This window comes from Anabaena lutea FACHB-196 (assembly GCF_014698305.1).
Lineage (GTDB): Bacteria > Cyanobacteriota > Cyanobacteriia > Cyanobacteriales > Nostocaceae > Anabaena > Anabaena lutea.
Window position 1 is genome coordinate 81,412 of sequence record NZ_JACJST010000002.1, and the last position, 15,710, is coordinate 97,121.

At 37.4% G+C, this 15,710-nt stretch carries 18 protein-coding genes, 1 tRNA gene, 1 pseudogene and 1 riboswitch; of the genes and pseudogenes, 11 read left to right on the forward strand and 9 right to left on the reverse strand.

Annotated elements, in window-relative coordinates:
- The first annotated feature begins 102 nt into the window (after positions 1 to 102).
- Both H6G59_RS02620 and H6G59_RS02625 read left to right on the forward strand, forming a co-directional pair.
- Positions 103 to 396: an NAD(P) transhydrogenase subunit alpha part 2 gene (locus H6G59_RS02620; RefSeq protein WP_190711622.1), complete on the forward strand. Its 294-nt coding sequence runs from the start codon at positions 103 to 105 to the stop codon at positions 394 to 396.
- Positions 393 to 1,796, forward strand: a complete 1,404-nt coding sequence (locus tag H6G59_RS02625) for an NAD(P)(+) transhydrogenase (Re/Si-specific) subunit beta (protein WP_190711623.1) — start codon at positions 393 to 395, stop codon at positions 1,794 to 1,796. Before H6G59_RS02620 ends, H6G59_RS02625 begins: the two co-directional genes overlap by 4 nt.
- A 72-nt stretch (positions 1,797 to 1,868) precedes the next feature.
- Here the strand turns inward: H6G59_RS02625 and H6G59_RS02630 are convergent, their stop codons facing one another.
- The 6 genes from H6G59_RS02630 to H6G59_RS02655 form a co-directional block, all read right to left on the reverse strand.
- Positions 1,869 to 3,677, reverse strand: coding sequence for an ATP-dependent nuclease (locus tag H6G59_RS02630; RefSeq protein WP_190711624.1), 1,809 nt, complete (start codon positions 3,675 to 3,677; stop codon positions 1,869 to 1,871).
- A gap of 453 nt (positions 3,678 to 4,130) precedes the next feature.
- On the reverse strand, positions 4,131 to 4,340 hold the full coding sequence (locus tag H6G59_RS02635) for a type II toxin-antitoxin system HicA family toxin (RefSeq protein WP_190711625.1): 210 nt from the start codon (positions 4,338 to 4,340) through the stop codon (positions 4,131 to 4,133).
- Positions 4,337 to 4,537, reverse strand: coding sequence for a type II toxin-antitoxin system HicB family antitoxin (locus H6G59_RS02640; RefSeq protein WP_190711626.1), 201 nt, complete (start codon positions 4,535 to 4,537; stop codon positions 4,337 to 4,339). Before H6G59_RS02640 ends, H6G59_RS02635 begins: the two co-directional genes overlap by 4 nt.
- A gap of 155 nt (positions 4,538 to 4,692) precedes the next feature.
- Positions 4,693 to 4,986 (reverse strand): type II toxin-antitoxin system PemK/MazF family toxin, encoded by a 294-nt coding sequence (locus H6G59_RS02645; protein WP_190711627.1) that lies wholly within the window; start codon positions 4,984 to 4,986, stop codon positions 4,693 to 4,695.
- A 17-nt stretch (positions 4,987 to 5,003) separates the two neighbouring features.
- Positions 5,004 to 5,246 carry a hypothetical protein gene (locus H6G59_RS02650; RefSeq protein ID WP_190711628.1) on the reverse strand — a complete coding sequence of 81 codons (243 nt, stop codon included), beginning with the start codon at positions 5,244 to 5,246 and terminating at the stop codon, positions 5,004 to 5,006.
- A 103-nt stretch (positions 5,247 to 5,349) separates the two neighbouring features.
- Positions 5,350 to 5,550 carry a type II toxin-antitoxin system HicB family antitoxin gene (locus tag H6G59_RS02655; protein WP_190711629.1) on the reverse strand — a complete coding sequence of 67 codons (201 nt, stop codon included), beginning with the start codon at positions 5,548 to 5,550 and terminating at the stop codon, positions 5,350 to 5,352.
- A 216-nt stretch (positions 5,551 to 5,766) separates the two neighbouring features.
- Between H6G59_RS02655 and H6G59_RS02660 the strand changes: the two genes are divergently transcribed.
- The 7 genes from H6G59_RS02660 to H6G59_RS02690 all read left to right on the forward strand — a co-directional run bounded on the left by H6G59_RS02660 (position 5,767) and on the right by H6G59_RS02690 (position 11,155).
- A complete protein-coding gene (locus tag H6G59_RS02660) occupies positions 5,767 to 6,018 on the forward strand; it encodes a type II toxin-antitoxin system Phd/YefM family antitoxin (protein ID WP_190711630.1) in 252 nt (83 codons plus the stop codon).
- The gene (locus tag H6G59_RS02665) at positions 6,011 to 6,286 is read left to right on the forward strand and encodes a type II toxin-antitoxin system RelE family toxin (protein WP_190711631.1); all 276 of its coding nucleotides are present in this window, start codon (positions 6,011 to 6,013) and stop codon (positions 6,284 to 6,286) included. The genes H6G59_RS02660 and H6G59_RS02665 overlap by 8 nt, the downstream gene beginning before the upstream one ends.
- A gap of 348 nt (positions 6,287 to 6,634) precedes the next feature.
- Positions 6,635 to 7,735, forward strand: coding sequence for an RIP metalloprotease RseP (rseP, locus tag H6G59_RS02670; RefSeq protein ID WP_190711632.1), 1,101 nt, complete (start codon positions 6,635 to 6,637; stop codon positions 7,733 to 7,735).
- Between the two features lie 133 nt (positions 7,736 to 7,868).
- Positions 7,869 to 8,516, forward strand: a complete 648-nt coding sequence (gene nth / locus H6G59_RS02675) for an endonuclease III (protein WP_190711633.1) — start codon at positions 7,869 to 7,871, stop codon at positions 8,514 to 8,516.
- A gap of 274 nt (positions 8,517 to 8,790) precedes the next feature.
- Positions 8,791 to 8,933, forward strand: a riboswitch (cobalamin riboswitch).
- 495 nt (positions 8,934 to 9,428) lie between these two features.
- Positions 9,429 to 9,839 (forward strand): DUF1636 family protein, encoded by a 411-nt coding sequence (locus H6G59_RS02680; RefSeq protein WP_190711634.1) that lies wholly within the window; start codon positions 9,429 to 9,431, stop codon positions 9,837 to 9,839.
- A gap of 46 nt (positions 9,840 to 9,885) precedes the next feature.
- Positions 9,886 to 10,068, forward strand: coding sequence for a hypothetical protein (locus H6G59_RS02685; protein ID WP_190711635.1), 183 nt, complete (start codon positions 9,886 to 9,888; stop codon positions 10,066 to 10,068).
- A 58-nt stretch (positions 10,069 to 10,126) separates the two neighbouring features.
- Complete coding sequence (locus H6G59_RS02690) at positions 10,127 to 11,155, forward strand: serine hydrolase (RefSeq protein ID WP_190711636.1); 1,029 nt, start codon at positions 10,127 to 10,129, stop codon at positions 11,153 to 11,155.
- Between the two features lie 295 nt (positions 11,156 to 11,450).
- On the opposite strand, the pseudogene H6G59_RS02695 reads toward H6G59_RS02690, so the two are convergent.
- Positions 11,451 to 11,639 (reverse strand): annotated as a pseudogene (locus H6G59_RS02695) (cytochrome ubiquinol oxidase subunit I); the annotation flags it as partial.
- A gap of 210 nt (positions 11,640 to 11,849) precedes the next feature.
- A complete protein-coding gene (locus H6G59_RS02700; RefSeq protein WP_190711637.1) occupies positions 11,850 to 12,560 on the reverse strand; it encodes a YdcF family protein in 711 nt (236 codons plus the stop codon).
- Between the two features lie 313 nt (positions 12,561 to 12,873).
- On the opposite strand from H6G59_RS02700, the gene ctpB reads away from it, so the two are divergent.
- Positions 12,874 to 14,211 carry a carboxyl-terminal processing protease CtpB gene (gene ctpB, locus H6G59_RS02705; protein WP_190711638.1) on the forward strand — a complete coding sequence of 446 codons (1,338 nt, stop codon included), beginning with the start codon at positions 12,874 to 12,876 and terminating at the stop codon, positions 14,209 to 14,211.
- A 249-nt stretch (positions 14,212 to 14,460) separates the two neighbouring features.
- Entirely contained in the window at positions 14,461 to 15,444 is a 984-nt protein-coding gene (locus H6G59_RS02710; RefSeq protein ID WP_190711639.1) for a glycosyltransferase family 2 protein, read from the forward strand.
- A gap of 122 nt (positions 15,445 to 15,566) precedes the next feature.
- Here H6G59_RS02710 and H6G59_RS02715 read toward each other — a convergent pair.
- Positions 15,567 to 15,640: transfer RNA gene (locus tag H6G59_RS02715), tRNA-Pro, on the reverse strand.
- Positions 15,641 to 15,710 lie beyond the last annotated feature (70 nt).

The window sequence follows — 15,710 nt, forward strand, 5'->3', positions numbered from 1 at the left end:
AGTTCGCCTACGCAGACTCATAGATTGCTCTTACTCTCTGTGTCTCTGCGCCTCTGCGTGAGGTAAAAATCCAAAATCCAAAATCCAAAATCCAAAATCGAAATGACAGAAGCATTACTTGCGGCCTTATTCGTACTCGTCTTAGCCTCCTTCATAGGCTTTGAAGTCATCAACAAAGTTCCTCCCACACTCCACACTCCCTTAATGTCCGGTTCCAACGCCATTTCTGGTATTTCCGTAATTGGGGCAATATTAGCTGCGGGGGAGAAAAACACCAGTTTATCTGTAATTCTCGGTTTAATTGCCGTAATTTTGGCAATGGTTAACGTTGTCGGCGGTTTTCTCGTCACAGACAGAATGTTGCAAATGTTCAAGAAAAAGGAAGTTAAAGCATGAGCGACTTTTTACCAACTGGGATTCAGCTGACGTATTTAGTCGCTGCATCATTATTTATTCTCGGTTTGAAAAAACTCGGTTCTCCAGCTACAGCTAGAAACGGTAATCTTGTGGCTGCGGTGGGGATGCTGTTAGCAGTTGTAGCCACAATGCTAGATCAGCAAGTCTTAAATTACGAGATGATATTGATAGGCTTGGCGATAGGTTCTATTATTGGTGCGATCGCAGCTTACAAAGTGCAAATGACCGAAATGCCCCAAATGGTGGGTTTACTCAACGGTTTGGGTGGTGCTTCTTCTGCACTTATTGCAGTTGCCGAATTTTGGCGGTTGTTAGGAAGTTCTCAACCTATCCCCCTCGATGTCAACATTTCCATGTTGTTGGATGTGTTAATCGGTGGTGTCACCTTAACAGGTAGTTTTCTGGCTTTCGCGAAATTGCAAGGTTTAGTAAGTGGTACACCCATTACCTTTCCTTTGCAACAACCTTTTAACCTCTTGCTATTGGGTTCATATTTAGCCGGAAGTGCATATTTAATCATCTCACCGGATAGCTTACCCATCTTTTTAGCGGTGGTAGCTGTTTCCTTGGTATTGGGTGTAATGTTTGTACTGCCTATTGGTGGCGGTGATATGCCCGTAGTCATCTCCCTGTTAAACTCTTTATCAGGTGTGGCTGCGGCTGCGGCTGGGTTTGTGGTGATGAACAATATGTTAATCATCGCTGGTGCTTTAGTGGGTGCTTCGGGTTTAATCCTTACCGAAATTATGTGTAAGGCTATGAACCGGTCGTTATTCAGTGTCTTATTTAGTGCTTTTGGTTCTGTTACTACTGCAAGTGGTGGCGCTGCTGCTGGTGCAAGTAATCAAACAGTCCGCAGTATTGACCCCGAAGAAGGGGCGATGATGTTGGGTTATGCCCGTTCTGTGGTGATTGTCCCAGGTTACGGTATGGCGGTTGCTCAAGCCCAGCATAGCGTCCGCGAGTTGGCAGATCAACTTGAACGCATGGGTGTGGATGTGAAATATGCGATACATCCGGTTGCGGGGAGAATGCCGGGACACATGAATGTATTATTGGCGGAAGCTAATGTGGCCTATACGCAGTTGTATGATATGGAGGATATTAATCCCCAGTTTGAACAAGCGGATGTGGCGTTGGTGATTGGTGCTAATGATGTGGTAAATCCTGCGGCGCGTAGTGATGCGAATAGTCCTATTTATGGAATGCCGATTTTAGAAGTTGATAAGGCAAAGCAAACTATTGTGATTAAGCGCGGTATGAGTGCGGGTTTTGCTGGTGTGGATAATGAGTTGTTTTATAAGGATAAGACGACTATGTTGTTTGGTAGTGCTAAGGATATGGTGGCTAAGTTGGTGAGTGAGGTGAAGCAACTTTAAGTTAAATATTTGAATTTCAAGGGGTATGAAAAACATACCCTTTCTTACATTTTTATAATTAATCAGGATAAATTATCCTAATTTGCCTACACAGAAATTGAAAATCTTCTGAAATTTTTCTTTTGTACTACTTGAAATTTCAACTTGCTTATTAGTTAAGTATAGTTCTTGTATAGCTCGGTTAAAATGTGTTTTATTGAATTTTTGTGTTGAAGGATAAATAATTTCTTGAATTTTCGTTATTTCCTCTTTTTCAAACAAAAACTCTGTCCCTTTATTTTCCCATGTCTTATCAATATCTTGAAGAGAAAAAATTCGATTATTTACAATAACTCCAAATATTTCTTCGTATCTTTTCTTTTGTTTTAAACCTTCTTCATCTGCATCTAGCAAAATAATAAATTCACGTCCCCAAGCAAGGTAAAGGCGAATAATATCTTCTAAGCTACCTGCTCCACCTCCAGGCAAAAAATTAATTTGAGTTGTACAACTAAGAATCTTTTCATACAAGTATTTTAGTGTATAAAAATCATTCTTACCTTCAATCATAACTACATTAGGAATATTCTCCAGTCTGCTAGGACTGTAATCTAAAACATCTAAAATGGGTTGAAAATATGTGGTCTGATCTGGGTGCTTTGATACAAAATCTCTATATTTATAGACTTTAATATCAGTATCTATAGCTTTATATTTATCTTCAGCTTCATAATCTAAACCTTCATTTTTTACAACAAACGTACTTTCCAGCCATTTTGGATTTATTAAATGGTGACTATGAGTTGTATAGATAATAGAAAATTCTTCTGGAAAATTGCTAAAAATCTCAAGTAGCTGATTTTGTGCAGAAGAATGTAAGTTAGACGCAGGTTCATCTATTAAAAAAAGTACATTATTAGGACTATCTTTGCGAAAAACTCGGTATTGAGTTAAGAGTAAAAAAGCAAAAAACCAACGAAATCCAAGGGATCTCTCACTTATTGTGTAAAGTTCATTAGAATCTCTAATTCTAAGTTGTAAAAACCATAATCCTGCCTCATCTTTATCACATTTAATAACAATCTCTTTATTTCCAGATGTACGTTTAAAAATAGTATTCCATTTGCTAAAAACTTTAGAGCTTATATCGCTTCCCATCTGTATAAGTACACTTTCAAGAGACCTCTGAGAATAAAGATCATTACTTTTTGCCCTCTTCAGAATATGTTCTTCAAGCTTAAATTGTCCTCCTAATGCATCTAAGATATCTTGAAGTATTGTTCTATAAAACTCATGCTTTTTTGTATTACTATCTTTCTCTTCAAGATAGATTTTATCAGGGAAATCAAATAAAAAACTTGGAAAATATAGAACACTAGGCATTAGTGTTTTTACATATTCTACTGCTTTTTGCCACTCTTGTCCTTCCAATTTTTTTTCCATTTTAGCATATTTTTTCTTTCCAAATAATTCCATATTCCAAGCATTTTTTGGTGTAATTTGCGTTGAATCATAAAAATCATAAGAGCGTTTTATATAAAAATCAGCAATTTCTCTAGTTAATTTAAAATCAAAATTTTCTGAGCAGAAGTCTCTAATTTTTTTTTGATCATCTTGGTCAAGGATATAACCTGCCTCAATCGAAATATTTCCATTAAAGTTAGCAAGTTTACCAATAGGTATTAAGTTATGTACATCTTTTATAGAATATCCTGGTAAATTAAGAGGATCTAGATTTTCTAGTTTATAACTAACAAAATTAATAGCCTCTAGAATAGTGGTTTTACCACTTTCATTTAAACCAACAAGAGTATATATATTACTGCGAGGTTTAGAGTTTAAATCTAGACGAATATGATTAATACCTTTAAAGTTTTTGATTTCAATGTAGCTAAATCTCATATTTACTAATTTTTGCGTTGTTTATTTTGGGTGTATTTAAGTAAGACTCCGCAATTATTATATGATAAGTGATATCACTATTCTCATATAATACTAATCCAGTCTAACACACCACCCTATTAGTAAAGCAAGTGTTTAAAACTACTAATTTTTTTTTGTGCGGTAAAAAGGATATTTGGGGGAAAGTATGCGATCGCTCTCTCTTCTCTTCTTCCTTCGTGTTCTTCGCGTCTTTGTGGTTCGTTAAAAAAGGATGTTGGGGAAAATGAGCGATCCTTCCTCTGCGTTCTCTGCGTCTCTGCGGTTCGTTTAAAAAGAGATGATGGGAAGTTGAAGAGGTGCGTTAGCGAAGCTTACCGTTCGCGTAGCGTTCCGCAGGAAAGGTATCGCTGTTTGGAAGTTAAAGGGGTGTAATCGCTGTTTGGGGAAATTGAAGGGGTGCGATCAGCGAAATTAATCTAAATCTTCCTCGGTCAAACCAGCATCTTTCAAAATACTTCTGAGTGTACCAGTAGGTAAATCACGATTACCATGAACAGGGATAGAAAGAATCACACTCATATCTTCCTTAACATAGATATGATGACTACCTGTAATCCTTTTCAAACTCCATCCATAGCTTTCAACAATTCTACACAGAGACTTACCAGAAACCGATTTCATAAAGATAACTCAATTAACTGTTTTTCTGGTTCAATAGTTTCTTGTTGACTAGCAACTTCTAACCAACCTTGAACAGCATCTTTCAACATTTCTAATAAATGTTCGTAACTTTCACCCCAGGTATGACATCCTGGTAAAGCTGGTACAGAACCACACCATACACCGTCTTCTTCCCAAATAATTGCTTTTATTTTCATAGCCAATTCCTTAAACTAAGCATATTTTACCGCAGGGGGAGTCAGACGTACCAGTTTAATAAGGTATCGCTTTTGGGGAAATTGGAGGGAATGCGATCTCAAGTTGACAGAGAAAGACTTAACACCACAGCTAATGCTTGAGAAATCATCTGCATTTATGACTCAGAAAGCTGACCTAATTTCCTGATTAATCTTGTTTCCGAAACAGAACGAATTTGAAAAGTATCAACACCAGAAACTTTTGCCAAACTATTCTCTGTAGTTGGCTCTAATTTTACCATCCAAGGTCTGATAGAATATCCTTCTTTCCAATCTGTAACCGGAACAATCACCTTTAAAGGTAAAATACCAATTCCATTATCATTAACTATAATACAAGGACGTTTTTTACTAATTTCCGTTCCTACAGTGGGATCTAAATTTACTAACCAGACTTCACCTCTATACATAAGTTTTACAAATTCTGTTAATCTTCATCTGGATAGTCATAAAAATCTTCTCCATCTACATCAGAAAAAACAATTAATTCACTATCATTTGCGTAATCTTCAATAGCTGTCATAGCTGCTAATGCTAATTGACTTTTTTTTTCATCTTGAGTGAGAGAATCTTTTTGTTGAGTCACCAATTGCAAAGCTAATTCAGCTATTTTTAAGCGATCGCTTATACTTAGATTTGGCAAAGCTTGCAGGATTTCTTGCGTTTCCATATTACTTCAGCCTTTCAATTTGGATAAAATGTAATCCTTTCTAAATTTAACATAGAAATTAGTTAGTTGTAATATTTTTGATTGACTTACCACCAAACCGATTTCATAAAGATAGCTCAAGCAACTGTTTTTGTGGTTCAATTTCTTCTTGCTGACTAGCAACTTCTAACCAACCTTGAACAGCATCTTTCAACATTTCTAATAAATGTTCGTAGCTTTCACCCCAGGTATGACATCCTGGTAAAGCTGGTACAGAACCACACCATACACCATCTTCTTCCCAAATAATTGCTTTGATTTTCATAGTCAATTTCTTGGAATAAATAAACATAAATATCACATCAAAAATCATAAGAAATTTATGCGTAGCTTACCGTTCGCGTAGCGTTCCGCAGGAAAGGTATCGCTGTTTGGGAGTTGAAGAAGTGCGATCGCTCAAAAACTTAATTTTTGTACAAATTGCAAAAAACATACAAATAGTCTATAATCTTATGTAAACCTATAAATGTTGTGAGGCGCTATGTCAGTCATCAGTGCAAGTGAAGCGCGTGCTAACTTTCCAGATATTATGAACCGTGCAGAATATCGTGGAGAAAGAATATTAATTCAACGTCATGGTAAACCTGCGGTAGCAATAATTAGTATTGAAGATTTAAAACTACTAGAAGCAATAGAAGATGCAATAGATTCTGCTAAATTGCGACTTGCAATAGAAGAAAACACAGGATTTACCACCATAGAAGAAATAATAGCAAAACGCCCCAATGACTGAACGATATACATTGAGGATTGCGAAAACTGCGGAAAAAGACTTATTAGATTTACAACCAAAACAATATAAACAAGTTGTTTCTAAAATACTATCACTTCAGGGTAATCCTCGTCCTCAAGACTATGCAGCTTTAAAAGGTTATCAAGGTGGTTATCGTCTGGATCAAGGTGAGTACAGAATTTTGTACACCATTGATGATGATAATAAATTAGTTGATATTTTTCGGGTTGGTAAGCGCAATGATGGTGAAGTTTATCAAAACCTGTAACTTTGTCATAGGATACGTTTGGAAAGTTATGCATTACCTTCCGTCATCTTCCCTATCGCTTCTTCCTCTGTGTTCTCTGCGTCTCTGCGTGAGGTAAAAAAGCTATCTTCTCTTCCTCTGCAACTAACGTACTTCCTACTAGAGCCTACGGCTCCCGTCAGGGATACGCTTCGCTAATGCGCGAAAAAAAGAATGTCCACTCACCCGTGAAAATCCGATTACCATAACTACATGAGAACATTGAAATCAAGTTGAAACAGAACCAACACCGCCAACAGGGTTTGTCTGACCGTTGCCAAGCAAACTACAATAAGAATATATATTTCAATATTTTGACTAATTTGCTCTATGTCAGTTTTAGCAGCGATCGCAGTCTTGGCTATTTTGATTTTGGTACACGAAGCTGGACACTTTATAGCCGCTCGTTCTCAAGGTATTTACGTTAACCGCTTTTCCCTGGGTTTTGGCCCCGTGATTTTCAAGTACCAAGGATCACAAACGGAATATGCTATCCGCGCTTTCCCCTTGGGTGGCTTCGTCGGCTTTCCTGATGATGACCCAGATAGTGAAGTTCCCCCCAATGACCCAAATCTGCTGCGGAACCGTCCAGTTTTAGATCGAGCCATTGTCATTAGTGCCGGAGTCATCGCCAATTTAATTTTCGCCTATTTGATGTTGGCGTTGCAACTTGGTATCGTCGGTATCCCCCAGGAATTCCAATATCAACCAGGTGTAATTGTCAAACCTGTGAATGAACAATCTGTTTCCTACCAAGCAGGTATTAGAGAAGGAGACATTATTCTGGCTGTTAATGGTCAAGAACTAGTTGCTGGTAGCAATTCCACCTTATTGCTAACCAAAGAAATCCAAACTCATCCCAATCAGCAAATCAACCTAAAAGTTCAACATCAAAACGAACAAAGAACCTTGACATTAACTCCTCAACAGGGTGCAGATGGTAAAGGTTTAGTTGGGATTGAACTTGGCCCTAATGGTAAAGCAGTTTATCGTCGTCCCCAAAATATTGGTGAGATTTTCACCCTTGCAGCTAATCGGTTTGAACAGTTAATCGTCGGCACAGTCAAAGGTTTTGGACAGTTAGCTACCAACTTTCAACAAACCGTTGGACAAGTTTCAGGTCCAGTTAATATTGTCAAAATTGGGGCAAAATTAGCATCTGATAATATTGCTAATTTATTCTCTTTTGCCGCAATTATTAGCATTAACTTGGCAGTTATCAATATTTTGCCTTTACCAGCTTTAGATGGTGGTCAATTGGCTTTCCTGCTCATTGAAGGTTTATTTGGTAAACCTTTACCGACCAAGATTCAAGAAGGCGTAATGCAAACTGGTTTGGTGTTACTCTTAGGATTAGGAATTTTCCTGATAGTTAAAGAAACCACTCAGTTAACCTTCCAGTTAGATTGGGTGCAAAAACTGTTACAGTAATCATAACGTAATTTTAGATTGAGGATTTGAGATGAGATTAAATCATTAAAAATCCCCAATCTAAAAAAAATATAGCCATCTAGTTTAAACTAGAAAACAAATTCAAAATCGTAAATCCAAAATCTAAAATTGATTGACTCCTAAATCATTATCTAAAAAACAACGTGCTTTAGAAATACTTTCGCGTCTCCAGTCTCTTTATCCAGATGCGACTTGTTCTTTGGACTATTCAACACCTGTACAACTGCTAGTAGCAACTATTCTTTCTGCACAATGTACAGATGAGCGCGTGAATAAGGTAACACCAGCATTATTTAGTAAGTTTCCTGATGCTGAAAGTTTAGCAAATGCTGATTTAGCAGAGTTAGAAGAATTGGTACGTTCGACTGGTTTTTATCGCAACAAAGCTAAGAATATTCAAAGCGCGTGTCGAATGATTGTCAATGATTTTAATTCTGTGGTTCCTAATCAAATGGAAGAACTTTTAAAACTTCCAGGAGTAGCGCGGAAAACTGCAAATGTGGTGTTAGCTCATGCTTATGGTATCAATGCGGGAGTGACTGTAGATACTCACGTTAAGCGGTTGAGTCAGCGTTTGGGGTTAACAAAAAACACTGAACCTGTAGGCATTGAGAAAGATTTAATGAAGTTATTACCCCAACCAGATTGGGAGAATTGGTCAATTCGTCTAATTTATCACGGACGGGCTGTGTGTAAAGCTCGTTCTCCTGGTTGTAATGTTTGTGAATTGGCTGATTTGTGTGCGATGAAATTATCATAGCCCCCAGTGGTGCAGAGTTATAGAGTGTAATATTGGAGAGTATTTCGTTTGGGAAATTTATCTTCACATTCAACTATCAAGCTACGGATTCAAATAAATTTAAATTTACAAGTCCTTTCCAAAATTTTTTACTCCAAAGTACTGCTCAATTTGACTACAATTCTTCTATAGAATACCGCATCATCATGATTAATTTATTCCCAAAAAACCCTTCACAAAAAGGATAAACAAATATTATCCTGCCATGCCTGTTGACAATAGACAAAAAGTATAGTAGCTTCATGTGTATATCGGTTTTAATGAAAAACAACCATTAAACGCAAGGGGGAAAGTCTGGTGTAAATCCAGCGCTGTCCCGCAGCTGTAATGAGACTTACGTCTCTAAGTCAGAATGCCCGCCGAAAGTAAAACAACTCACATCCATCTGCGTGGTACAGATGAGTAAAATCATGAATATTTCTATCAAAATTAATCAGTTTCGCTCCAGAGATTCTCTACAGATTGTGTATTACTCTGGGAGTGTTAATAGTCAATTGAATTTCTTGCAACCTTGCACCGAAGAAGACGGGAAGCGTATATAACTGACGCTTACGGCTATCTTCAATAGATTTCTCCAAATTTCAAATAGACACAGCGGTTCTCAATTGAATCAAAATATCTCAATTGACATCAGTCCTATTTTTGGCTTGGGAAGGGATGATTTCAAACACTATTTGTTTGTAGGAAACAGGTTAAAAGTGTACTTTACCCAACTGCAAACCGCTATATCTGGTGAAAAGAATAGAAAAGATGGCATGGTGGTTAATTATTCTTTTTTTACATGAATGCAGCTATTAGACATATAGCACTAGCCGTACTGTAAAAAACTCTCATGTCTGCGTTTATAACTGATTCTTACACATTTCTAAATCAATGCCCAATCAAAAACATACTCTATTTGTCTGCACGACTTGTGGTGGTAAGTGGCAAGACGGGAAGCGGGTTGGTGAAAGTAAAGGTGAACAACTACTACAACAGCTTCAAGAACTTGCACAAAATAGCGAACTGCACAATCAATTCTGCATTCAGGGGGTTGAATGTATGAGTGCTTGTAGTCATTCTTGCGTCATTGCTTTTACCGCAGAGGGAAAATCAACTTATCTCTTTGGTGATTTACCCGTAGATGGAAGTACATCTGCAATATTAGAAGGTGCAAATCTCTACTATGCTAAAGCAGATGGTTTATTACCTTGGTCAGAACGTCCAGAAGCCTTGAAAAAAGGTATTTTAGCAAAAATTCCCCCACTCAATAAGTGGGCAAATTTAAACGTCAGTTGTTGTTAATTAATCACTGGATTTATCTAGATTAGAGTTTTATAGGGGCAGGCAAATGCGACCGGAAAATAGTGTTTGGCAAGGAAATTTTGGCTACTGGCAAAACAGCTTTATTCATACTAATCTACTGGTAATAGGTTACACAGCATGGAAGGGATTTATGTTATTTGGGAGAGGAGTTGTGATTTGTAATGTCGATACTCAAGTTAGTCACTCTACAATTACAAGTGTCAATTAATCCTGATTTTATTTACTTGTTTGGAAAATATCTCTAAATACTCTCCTCATAAAACTCCATGAAACTACGTTCATTACTCCTATTTAGCATCACAAGTACTCTTCTGTTATCTTCACCAGTTAAGGCAAATACCAACACCAATCAAGTTGATAACCCAACTAGTTGGAGTCGAAATAAATTATCTGTACAATTACCAGAAATTAAATTTATTCCCCCAGATACCATCAGCAATGTCCAGCCAACAAATACTAGTAAATTCACGGGTATAGTTCCTCTGGGAAGAGAAATTTTAGAACTACAAACTCCCATTAAAAAATTAATGGCTCGCTACAAATTTCTCTCTCCTGGAATCTTCTTTATGGACTTGGAAACAGGAGATTATTTAAACGTTAATGGAGACAAATCTTTTGCAGCAGCTAGTACAATTAAATATCCTATTTTGATTGCTTTATTTCAGGAAGTAGATGCTGGAAGAATTCAATTAGATGAAACTTTGGTAATGGGGAGGAAACATATCGTTGGTGGTTCTGGAAATATGCAGTATGCGCGGGTAGGAAGTAAGTTTAGTCTCTTAGAAACTGCAACTAAGATGATGACTATTAGCGACAATACTGCAACAAATATGATCATAGATCGTTTAGGCGGTATTAATAAATTAAATCAAAAATTTCGCAGTTGGGGATTGCAAAATACTGTCATGAGAAATCGACTGGGAGATTTTAAAGGAACGAATAAAACCAGCGCTAAAGATTTGGTAAAACTATCAGCTTTAATGGAAAATAATCAGTTACTTTCCGATACGAGTGAATCACAAGTAATAGGTATTATGAATAGTTGTCATAATAGAAGTTTGTTACCTTCTGGTTTAGGTTCTGGTGCTAAGATAGCTCACAAAACAGGGACACTTCGGTTTATATTAGGAGATGCAGGTATCATTGAAACGCCATCAGGTAAGCGTTATTTGGCAGGAATTTTCGTGCGAAGACCGAATCATGATGCTAGAGCAAAAGATTTTATTCGTCAAGTTTCTCAGGTAGTATATGGCTATTTTGAGCATCCAAAAGTGAGTACCCAAGGAAGGTTATAGACTCACTATTCCAGTCATCTAAGAACTGCTGTAATACCAAATTAGGATGAAGTTGCATAGAATAGGATTTCTAGAATAATTGACCGCAGACAAACGCGGATAAATATGAATGAATTAATGGATTTCATGATTCTATGCAGCCTCACATAAAATTGCTATAAGTCTTTATTTGACTTGAAAGTAGATTTTTATTATATGCGCTTAATTTAGCATATATGCGAACTATAGCTTGGAACCTTCTCCAGATGCGATCGCAATTTTTACCATTTATGTAATAATGATTATAATTCCTACATAAATACAGTTTTGACCAAAAACGAGCATGATGATAATAAGTAGGATTTTTGGTTTTTAACCATAATCCTTCCACTACAATTAAGTAGATAGACATACCTGTAGTTAATACAGGCCAAATCATGTGAAAAAACGCCGTAAATGCAAATTGCAACCGTGATAACGCTACGGTATTAGATAAAATTTCCATACTCTTTGAGGGAGTTACGCAAAAGAGCTAAATACCTATTTAGGATATACAGTAATATTTGTTTACATGGTATTGCTTCCAAAAGTTTTAAGTTTTGAAAGGTTTGACAAAAGGTCGTTTTATACTTTTTCTATGCAAAGGCATTAACCGCAAAGATACGCAAGTCAAAACTAACTCATGACACAACCATATTGACTATATTTTTAATTTTTAATTTTTAATCCTGTTAATTATTCCCCCCTGATATTCACACTGAAAACCTCTCTGTTCCCAAGCTTGCATATCGACATCAACCAGTTTTGTAATTTGCGAACATTGGGGCTGAATGATTTGACTTAAAATCGCCCACAATAAGCTGCGGATAACGTCTAAGAAAGTTTTTAGCCAAGATTCATGATTACCTGGAATACCTTTTTCCTTAACAACATCAGGCTCTACCCAGATACCATGAGCGCTTAAGATGATTTGTGCCATCAACTTAGCTCGGAATACATGAGTTCCTGAAGTAATTAATTTTACCTTACGCACACCCCAACCCCGCAAAATTGGTATTCCATAACAAAAATTTTCAAAGGTAGAATTAGCGCAATTCTCTAACCAGATATGTTGCAAATCGGCTGCTTCTCGCTGAAAAATTAGCCAAATACAGGGTTCTGGGGAACCATGAGAAATTAAAATTGGGGTTTGTGGGTATTGTTTTGCTAGTTGGGCTACATAAATTTCCCTGCGAATGCTGCCTCCTAGCACAAATAAGGCATCTACCTGCTGTGAGGAAGCCGAAATTAAGGTTATAGTGGTGAAAGTTAGCCAACTAATGAGGATAAAACACAAAGCCAAAACAATGTATTTTGACAAACTCCAGAATTTCCTAAATCTACGCCTTAAGGAAATTAATAAATTAATGTTAAATTTATGCTTCATAACATAGAAAATTAAAGCTTTATTATCTAATATTGAAAAATTCTGCCATCAAGTCAACAAAGTGCTATCTTAGTAAAAGAATTTAGGGTGTAAAGATGAAGCAGTGACACGTGTCACAAGAGTGCTGTGTTTATTTTTACTGTAAAACAGAAAATAACAAGCGATTATTGCTAATAACATAGACAGTGATATCCACATCATTTAAAAAGGAAAAAATGATGAATTAAGCATAGCTGAAATTGAGGGTATAAAAACTTGAAAATCTCAGGAAAGCCTGATTGTTAAACTGTCAACAATACAACTATTCTCATACATGAACCAATCTGCGAAACGTCACTCACCGCTCCAAGCAGCCTTAATTGGTGGAGCGATCGCTACAACTGCTACTTTATCTGTATTTGGTCAAGCTTGGACTCGCTCCGTTCACGCTGCTTTACAAGATAGTCCCAAAGCGTTAGTTGACCAAGTATGGCAACTTGTGAATCGTGAATATGTTGATGGTAAATTTAATCAACAAGATTGGCAAGCAACCAGGCAGAGCCTGTTAAGCAAAAACTATACTTCTAACGAACAAGCTTATGTAGCTATCCGCGAAGCCCTACAAAAATTGGGAGATCCATACACAAGGTTTATGGACCCTAAACAGTTTGAAACCCTAACCAGCCAAACATCTGGGGAAGTTTCCGGAATTGGCATTCGCATGGAAATAAATGAAAAAACCAAGCGTTTAACTGTCATCGAAGCTATCGAAAATTCCCCCGCCCTCAAAGCAGGTATTCAAGCCGGTGATGAGATTTTGGCAATTGACGGTAAACCTACTCTCAAAATGAAAGTAGATGATGCCTCTAGTCTTATTCGCGGTAAAGTCGGTAGCCTCGTCACCTTGAAACTGGGAAGAACCGGAAAAAATGCCTTTGATTTGAAACTGACAAGGGCAACAATTGAAGTCCCCACAGTCCGTTATACCCTCAAGCAAGAAGGTGGTCGTCGGATTGGCTATATTCGCTTAAGAGAATTTAGCGCCCACGCAGCTGATCAAATGCGACGGGCTATTCGCAACTTGGACAATCAAAAAGCTGATTCCTATGTTTTAGATTTGCGAGGAAATCCAGGAGGTTTACTGCAAGCGAGCATAGAAATTGCGCGGATGTGGTATGACAATGGTGGAATTGTCAAGACTGTAGACCGTGTAGGCAGTAGTGAAGAAACAAAAGCCAATCGCACAGCTTTAACGAATCGTCCCTTGGCAGTTTTAGTTGATGGTAACTCCGCTAGTGCGAGTGAGATTTTGACTGGCGCACTCAAGGATAACAAACGCGCAGTAGTTGTAGGTAGTCAAACTTTTGGTAAAGCCTTAGTCCAATCAGTGCATGAACTAGCAGATGGTTCAGGATTAGCCGTCACTATTGCCCACTATTACACCCCCAAAGGCACAGATATCAACCATAAGGGAATTACTCCCGATATCAAACTAGAGTTGACAGAAGCACAAGAGCGTCAATTGGCTTCTAATCCAGATTTAATCGGGACTCAGAGTGATCCTCAGTATGCCCGTGCTATTGCTGCTCTCTCTAATAGCAAATTTGCTCAACCTGTGACAGTTCCTAACTCACAACCTCTGAGTAGTCGTGCTGAAGACTTGAAATTTTAAGCTTTGTGACCAGGTGTTCATGTATTTTTGTGATTAATTTGCTCCCACTCTTAGAATCAAGGGTGGGATTTCATTAGGAATTCTAGATTTTGAAAACAACCAAATATAGATTTTTATAGATACATACTGATATAGATTTATAAATCTAATACGCGTAAATTCTAAGATAGAAAGATAGCACTAAGTTTTTTACAATCCAAAATCCAAAATCCAAAATCTAAAATGGTATCAGTCAGATAATTTCAGATTATGAATAATCAGCCAGTTGATGCAAATACCTCTCAAAGCTTTCTCCCCAAAGTTTCGGTGGTGATTCCTATTTATAATGGTGAAGCAGAGTTACCAGATTTAATGAGTTGTCTTTTAGGGCAAACTTATCCCCAAGACAGGGTAGAGTATTTACTTATAGATAATAACAGTAGCGATCGCACTCTCTCCATTCTCAACACAACCGCTGAAAATTCCCCCATTACTATCCGTCCCTTAAGTGAAAATAATATTCAAAGTTCCTACGCTGCTCGCAATACAGGTATTAAAGCCGCCACTGGTGAAATTATCGCTTTTACCGATGCTGATTGTCGTCCTCAACCCCAATGGCTAAACACATTAATTCAGCCTTTTATTATTAACACAGACGTAGTAATTGTCGTTGGTGAAATTGAGGCATTGCCAGGAAAAAACATCCTGGAAAAATTCGCAGATAAACAGGAAACTTTATCCCAAAAACATACCCTTGCTCATAAATTTTGCCCCTATGGACAAACTGCAAATTTAGCAATTCGTCGTAGCATCTTTCAGACTACAGGATTATTTCGTCCCTATCTTAGCACAGGGGGAGATGCAGATATTTGTTGGCGCATTCTCAAAGGTAATTTGGGGAAATTAGAATTTGTGCCAAATGCTATTGTTCAGCACCGTCACCGAGTGACAATGAAAGAATTAGCCAGTCAATGGCGACGTTATGGACGTTCTAATCGTTATTTACATGAATTGCATGGTGTAGATTTAATGCGAGAGATGACACCAGGAGAATATCGTTATCGCGTCTTACGTTGGTTAGTGAAAGAATTACCAACAGCAATTATTAAAAATGTTATTGGTAAAGCTGGTGTTGTTGACTTATTAGATACTCCTATTGGTTTATTTACTGCTAATGCACGTTCTCAGGGACAACGAGATGCGAAATTACCAGAAAATGCCAAAATAATTCCAGGCTTCAATGACTATATTTAGTAATTATTGAATTTATGTTGAAGCGATTACAAATCATCACAGAATAATTATTCATTAAATGTGATTGTGAATTCTTAGAGTTTAAAAACGCGGTCAAATAATTTATTGTTCTACATCAAAAATCGGGATGACTGGATTCGAACCAGCGGCCCCTTCGTCCCGAACGAAGTGCGCTACCAAGCTGCGCCACATCCCGCTATAAATATGACAGAGTAAAAACAGTATACCACAATCACCAAAAAATCACAAATCTTCTATCTTTCACA